Raw genomic sequence first — 6,301 nt, 5'->3', positions numbered from 1 at the left:
TCGAACCGATACCAGCTAATGTTTTATAAGGAATACCCAAAGTCCAGAAAGAACCGGCCAATATAACAATGCTGCATTTTAATTTCATAGTTGAGATGCTCCCTTATAAAATTTAAGCCGATAGTTATTAGGGGTTTTCCTTTATTTCATGTATACATATGATGCGGTAAGCTTAGCTGAGCCAGTATTTTTTACGTATCCGTAATTTTTAAATGTTGGTGTCGCGGAAACTGTCCCGTAGCTATCATATCCACTTAAGGATGTTTTGCTGTTGATAATATATTTTCCCTTACTATTATAGTATGCCAAACCAACATCAGCAGTGGTTCCGGAGCTTCTTGCAGTGCAAACCACATAATATGTTTGTCTTGTACCGGGATTGAGTGATTTTCCATAGTCATAACCATCTACATAAGAATTGCTCTTGAGGTTTTCAACAGAAAAAGCCATAACTTGTGTTTTGCCATCCACGACGCTTGGCATTCTTGTTAGCGAGTTATAGACTTTTTCTGTCATATCAATGATGCAGATAGCTTCGGTATCCTTGTTTTCCTCCTGAAAAGATTCGGTATACCCTCCCTGTGCGGCAGCTGCATGGAGTGGCATGCACAAGGATAATGCCATTGCTATTATTATACCCTCTTTTAATTTGATTCTCATACCGTTCCGCTCCTTTTGTGTGTGAAAATATCGGTTTAAACTTTGTTATAAGTATAATACACGGGGGGGATATTAGTCAATAATATTTTTATATTTTTATTAAATATATAAAAATATAAAGTGGTAATACAAATTATATAAATAGCAAGCTTCATTTTTATGTGGCCTTCACCAGATGTTGAGATTTGACAACTGTTTGGAGGAGGTCGGGGCTATACGGGACTTTATACCCAATTATAAGATTAATCCCCAAAACATGGAGAATCTGAGTGTATTCTTCATATGTTTACAGCAGATATTCAGTATGATAAAATATAATTCAGATAAAAAGAGGCTGTATGAGTATGTGAAAGAAAATCGCGACGCACTTGGCAGGCTGAACCGGAATGAGGCCAATGCCCTTCTGGCGCTGCTGGGAGAGCAGAAAAGACTGGCTGCTATAATGGAAAATCAAGGTGAGAAGGAGGGGATGGATGTGTGTAGGGCAATTGATGAGTTGATTGAGGACGGCAGAAAAGAGGGAAAAGAGGAAGGAGAAAAAGAAGGTGAAGAGCGGGTCAGCAGGCTGAACCTGCTGCTCATGGCTGAGAAACGGTATGATGATTTGGAAAGAGCCTCAAAGGACAGGGAGTACCGTAAACAGCTCTTTGAAACCTTTGGAATTTAATTGGAGATTTAGTAAGAGGGCAATAAATGCCGCAGAAAGATGCTGGGAGTCCAGCTGTTTTCTGCGGCATTTATCATTTTATGACCGGATGCCCCCGGATAACCATGGATAACAGTGAAATGAAAATAAATGAAAAAATATGGCACATAGAGAAAAGCCGAATTCCATTAAAACGCAGAAAAGAGTCATATAATTAGTTAAAACTACCTGAAAAACCATGAAAACCACCCCGTACAAACAAAAAATGCTGTATGCGTCTGAATGCAAATGAAAAAATATAGAAACTAGTGCCAAAAAATGAAATAAAATAATTTGAAAAGTATTGACATAATTTGAAACAAATGCTATTATGAAGCTACAAGGAGGTAGCAATCATATGAAGTATGCCACACGGATTAACTCATTTTTGAGATTTGACAGCAACCTGCTGAATGCATTCAGGTCCATAGGAGCCATTGAGGGCGTGGACTATGTGGATTTGAATTATCCGGAACATTTTGCTGACTATGATATAGAGGTGATAAAGGCGAAGATGGAGGACTGCGGACTGCGGTGCAACGCCATCAACCTCAGATTCAGGGACAAGTACATAGGAGGTGAATTTGGAAACCGGGAACCAGCCATATCCCAGGACGCCATAACCCTGTGCAGGGAAGCGGCGGACGCATGCAGGAAGCTGGGGGGGAACCAGATGATTATCTGGCTGGGGTTTGACGGTTTTGATTATTCCTTTCAGATTGATTATGTGAGCTACTGGAACCGGATTGTGAAGGCGTTCCGGGATGTGTGCGATTATTCCGGGGTGCCTGTGAGCATTGAGTATAAGCCCTATGAGGAAAGGGTGCATGCATTCATTGACAGCTTTGGGACAGCGGTTTCCATCCTCCATGACGTGGACAGGGAGAACCTGGGCGTTACCCTGGACTTCTGCCATATGCTGATGAAGAAGGAAAATCCTGCATTTGCAGCGGCCTGGCTGCTGGAACGGGGAAAGCTTTATAATATTCACCTCAATGACGGTGAGGGCTCCACGGACGACGGCCTTATGGTGGGAACCGTTAATTTCTGGAAGACAGTGGAGGTCATGTACTACCTTAAGAAATACGATTTCCAGGGCGTGATATATTTTGACACATTCCCCAAACGGGAGAAGGCAGTGGAGGAATGCGAGGCAAATATAAAGATGTGCCGGCGGATTGAGCAGCTCATTGACACCTATGGGCTCTGCCGGATGGAGAAGGTAGTGGAACAGAATGACGCAGTAGCTGTGAGCAACATGATGGTTGCTTTCCTATAAACAAAAACTATTTTAATGTAAAAGGAGAAGAAAAGATGAAAAAAAGAGGTTTGGTTTTATCCATGACAGCAATTGCCATGGCGGCGGGAATCATGGCAGGATGTACGAATAAGCAGGCAGCCTCCACGGCCCAGACAGAGGCAGCGGCAGACACCTTTAATCCGGACAAGGAGGCAGGCGTCAGCATCGAGGAACTGAGGGAGAAGCTGGGGGATGTTCCGAAGCTGGACGGCGAAGTCAAGCTGGGCGCAGTGGCAAAATCCTTTGACAATGAGTACTGGAGGACACTGCGGGAGGGGTACGGCGAATACCAGACCAAGGCGTCAGCAGCCGGTTATAACATTACCATAGACGTGACTTCTGCCCAGGGCGAGAACGATGAACAGGGACAGCTTTCCATTGTAAAAGATATGATTAATAAGAAGTACACAGGACTGCTCCTTTCTCCTATTTCCGACGGAAACCTGACGCCTGGCGTGGAGGATGCAAAGAAAGCCGGTATCCCGGTTATCAATGTAAACGACGGACTGATTGCCAACGCGGATTCCTTCGTAGGACCCAAGGCGGACCAGAACGGGGAACTGGCGGCGGAGTGGATTGCCAATAAGCTGGGAGGCAAGGGCAAGGTGGCCATTGTTATCGGAATGCCTAAGGCGTTTGCGGCAAGACAGAGGACAGAGGGCTTTGAAAACTGGATGGCGGCCAATGCAAAGGACATTGAGATTGTGGCAAAACAGAATGCTGACTGGGACCGCCAGAAGTCCAAGGACCTGGCAGATACATGGATTAAACAGTATCCGGACCTGAATGCTATTTTCTGCAACAACGACACCATGGCTTTGGGCGTGGTGGAGGCAGTGAAGTCCTCCGGCAAGGATATATTGGTGGTTGGCGTTGACGGCATTGGAGAGGCCTATGATTCCATCCGCAGGGGTGAGCTGGACGCAACCATTGACTCCTTCCCGTTCTATAAGGCCCAGATTGCAGGCGAGGTAATGCTCAGAAGCCTGGGCGGACAGGAGATTCCAAGAGTGCTTTGGACGCCCCAGGCCCTGATTGATGCTGAAAACGTGGACAAACCGGCAGAAGAAATCATTGGCTGGACCGACCCTGTATACGCAAAATAGACAAAGACAGCATGGTAACCATCATCAGCCAGAGGGTCAAACCCCTGGCTGATATTTCAAAGAGGGGATAAAATATGGCGACAATGATACATTTTTCCAATATAACAAAGCAGTTCCCCGGCAATAAGGCGCTGGACAATGTGGATTTTACAGTGGACAAAGGGGAGATACACGCCCTTCTGGGGGAAAACGGCGCAGGTAAATCCACCCTTCTCAATATCCTTCACGGCATATACCCGGAGTATGATGGATGCGTGGAGATTGACGGGGGAAAGGTGGACTTTAAGAATGCCAATGATGCCATTGAATTTGGCATTGCCAAGGTGCATCAGGAGGTAAACCTTGTGACGGAGCTGACGGTTGGGCAGAATATCGCCCTTGGCTATGAGGTGACCAGGGGATTCCTGGTGGACTATGACGCCATGTACAGGAAGACGGATGTCATTCTGGAAAAGCTGGGATGCAAGTTCCGGAGCAGGGACCGGGTGAACTCCCTAAGCACCGGTGAGATGCAGATGATATTGATTGCCAAGGCCCTGTTCCACAATGCCAGAATCATTTCCTTTGACGAGCCCACCTCTGCCCTGACAGACCGTGAGGTGGACCGCCTGCTTAAGATGATTATGGAGCTGAAGGCCCAGGGCATCACTATTTTATACATCACCCACCGTCTGGATGAGGTGTTCGCCATTGCGGACAGGGCCAGTATCCTGCGTGACGGAAGATACATCACCACCCTGAACATGAAGGAGACATCCAAGGAAGAGCTGATACGCCACATGGTAGGGAGAGACGTGTCCGCCTATGCTGTAAGGAACAATCCGCTGTGCGCTTCCCGGGAGGTGGTGCTGGAGGTCAGGGACCTGTGCAGAAACGGCGTGTTTGAACACATAAGCTTTGAACTCCACAGGGGCGAGATTTTATCCTTTGCAGGGCTGGTGGGTTCCAAGAGAACAGATGTGATGCGCGCCATATTCGGCGCTGACCCCTATACCAGCGGGGAAGTTTACATAAAAGGTAAAAAGGCGGACATTAGGAGTCCGAAGGATGCCCTTCGGTACAGTCTGGGGCTGATACCTGAGAACAGGAAGACCCAGGGCTTTGTAAAAAACTTTACAAATGCCCGCAACATGGCCCTGGCTTCCATGAACCGTTTCTGCACCAGAGGCTTTGTGAACGCCAGGAAAATATACGACAATTGTATGTATTACACCGGGGAAATGAACCTGCACCCGGCGGATCCGGATTACCTGACAGAGAGCCTGAGCGGCGGAAATGCCCAGAAAGTCATTATCGCAAAGTGGATGGCCACGGATGCCGATATCATTATATTTGACGAGCCCACAAAGGGTATCGACGTGGGGGCCAAGGCGGAAATCTACCGCCTGATGGAGGAGCTGGTAGCAGGAGGAAAGGCCATTATCATGGTGTCCTCAGAGCTGCCGGAGGTGATTGGCATGAGCGACAGGGTCGTGGTCATGAGGGAAGGAAAAATCATGGGATTTCTGAACCATGACGAACTGAATGAAGAAGTCATAATGAGTTTTGCGATGGGAGGCTGACTATGAAGAATATGATTAAGAAGTTTTCAAGGGAATTAGAAGTAGTTGCTGCGCTGGCTGTAATCATGGTGGTGTTTGGGGTCATACAGCCCATTTACTTTTCGCCGTCCAACCTGCTTGATATCCTGGACCAGTCCGTTATCAACGGCCTTCTGGCCATTGGTATGACCCTGGTCATCATTACGGCCGGAATCGACTTGACAGTGGGCTCCACACTGGCTATTGTAATTGTAAGCGTGGGTAATTTCCTGGTCATGGGACTGAATCCCTTTGCGGCTGTATTTGCAGGCGCAGCCATAGGGTTTGTACTGGGGCTTGTCAATGGAATCCTTGTGGCTAAGATGAAGCTGCAGCCTTTTGTGGCAACCCTGGGCATGATGTCTGTGTACAGAGGCGTTGCCTACCTGATAACGGGAGGATGGCCTGTGCTTAACATTCCCCAGAACTTCAGGGATATCATGGACGGCGATGTAATCGGCACCCTGTCTTCATCCATGATTCTGTTCCTGATTGTGACCGTGGCAGCCTATATCCTGCTGAAGCACACGAAGTTCGGCACCTATCTGTACTCCATTGGGAGCAATGAGGAGGCCACGCGCCTGTCAGGCGTCAATGTGGACTTCAATAAAATCATGGCCTATGCTATCTGCGGTGTCTGCGTTGCTTTTGCAGGAATGGTCATGCTGGCAAAGCTGGGAACCGGCGAGCCGGCTGCAGGAGCCAGCTACGAAACCAATGCCATTGCGGCGGCGGCCATCGGAGGCACCAGCCTGGCCGGCGGTAAGGGCAGCATCATAGGCACGTTTCTGGGTGCAATCCTTCTCCAGGCCCTTAAGGTGGGGCTGGTGGTCTGCGGTGTGGATACATTCTGGCAGTATATCGCCACAGGTCTTATCATAGTATTTGCGGTATACGTGGATGTAATCCAGGAAAAACTGGCAGCCATGAGACTGAATAAAAAGGCAAAGGCAGAATAACCGCATGTGGG

General features: G+C 47.8%; 7 protein-coding genes. 6 read left to right on the top strand and 1 reads right to left on the bottom strand.

Translation table 11 applies throughout. The features are described from left to right. Window positions 1–141 precede the first annotated feature (141 nt). Entirely contained in the window at window positions 142–660 is a 519-nt protein-coding gene (locus tag FGS84_RS28190) for a hypothetical protein (protein ID WP_138311513.1), read from the bottom strand. A gap of 304 nt (window positions 661–964) precedes the next feature. Between FGS84_RS28190 and FGS84_RS28185 the strand changes: the two genes are divergently transcribed. The 6 genes from FGS84_RS28185 (at window position 965) to FGS84_RS28165 (ending at window position 6,290) form a co-directional block, all read left to right on the top strand. After that, window positions 965–1,327 carry a hypothetical protein gene (locus FGS84_RS28185; RefSeq protein ID WP_227147536.1) on the top strand — a complete coding sequence of 121 codons (363 nt, stop codon included), beginning with the start codon at window positions 965–967 and terminating at the stop codon, window positions 1,325–1,327. Between the two features lie 26 nt (window positions 1,328–1,353). Continuing rightward, the gene (locus FGS84_RS31110; protein WP_171042731.1) at window positions 1,354–1,524 is read left to right on the top strand and encodes a hypothetical protein; all 171 of its coding nucleotides are present in this window, start codon (window positions 1,354–1,356) and stop codon (window positions 1,522–1,524) included. Window positions 1,525–1,703: 179 nt separating this feature from the next. After that, window positions 1,704–2,624, top strand: a complete 921-nt coding sequence (locus tag FGS84_RS28180; protein WP_138311511.1) for a sugar phosphate isomerase/epimerase family protein — start codon at window positions 1,704–1,706, stop codon at window positions 2,622–2,624. Window positions 2,625–2,659: 35 nt separating this feature from the next. Beyond that, window positions 2,660–3,751 (top strand): substrate-binding domain-containing protein, encoded by a 1,092-nt coding sequence (locus FGS84_RS28175; RefSeq protein WP_138311510.1) that lies wholly within the window; start codon window positions 2,660–2,662, stop codon window positions 3,749–3,751. Between the two features lie 74 nt (window positions 3,752–3,825). Beyond that, window positions 3,826–5,313, top strand: a complete 1,488-nt coding sequence (locus FGS84_RS28170; RefSeq protein ID WP_138311509.1) for a sugar ABC transporter ATP-binding protein — start codon at window positions 3,826–3,828, stop codon at window positions 5,311–5,313. Window positions 5,314–5,315: 2 nt separating this feature from the next. Then, on the top strand, window positions 5,316–6,290 hold the full coding sequence (locus FGS84_RS28165) for an ABC transporter permease (protein ID WP_138311508.1): 975 nt from the start codon (window positions 5,316–5,318) through the stop codon (window positions 6,288–6,290). Window positions 6,291–6,301: the final 11 nt, after the last annotated feature.

This window comes from Clostridium sp. 1001271st1 H5 (assembly GCF_005845215.1).
Classification (GTDB): Bacteria; Bacillota; Clostridia; order Lachnospirales; family Lachnospiraceae; genus Enterocloster.
This window is presented reverse-complemented; position numbering and strand designations above follow the sequence as displayed.

Bases quoted from the DNA above. Each gene is read 5' to 3' on its own strand.
- FGS84_RS28190 (WP_138311513.1), bottom strand. From the start codon at position 660: ATGAGAATCAAATTAAAAGAGGGTATAATAATAGCAATGGCATTATCC.
- FGS84_RS28185 (WP_227147536.1), top strand. From the start codon at position 965: ATGATAAAATATAATTCAGATAAAAAGAGGCTGTATGAGTATGTGAAA.
- FGS84_RS31110 (WP_171042731.1), top strand. From the start codon at position 1,354: ATGCCGCAGAAAGATGCTGGGAGTCCAGCTGTTTTCTGCGGCATTTAT.
- FGS84_RS28180 (WP_138311511.1), top strand. From the start codon at position 1,704: ATGAAGTATGCCACACGGATTAACTCATTTTTGAGATTTGACAGCAAC.
- FGS84_RS28175 (WP_138311510.1), top strand. From the start codon at position 2,660: ATGAAAAAAAGAGGTTTGGTTTTATCCATGACAGCAATTGCCATGGCG.
- FGS84_RS28170 (WP_138311509.1), top strand. From the start codon at position 3,826: ATGGCGACAATGATACATTTTTCCAATATAACAAAGCAGTTCCCCGGC.
- FGS84_RS28165 (WP_138311508.1), top strand. From the start codon at position 5,316: ATGAAGAATATGATTAAGAAGTTTTCAAGGGAATTAGAAGTAGTTGCT.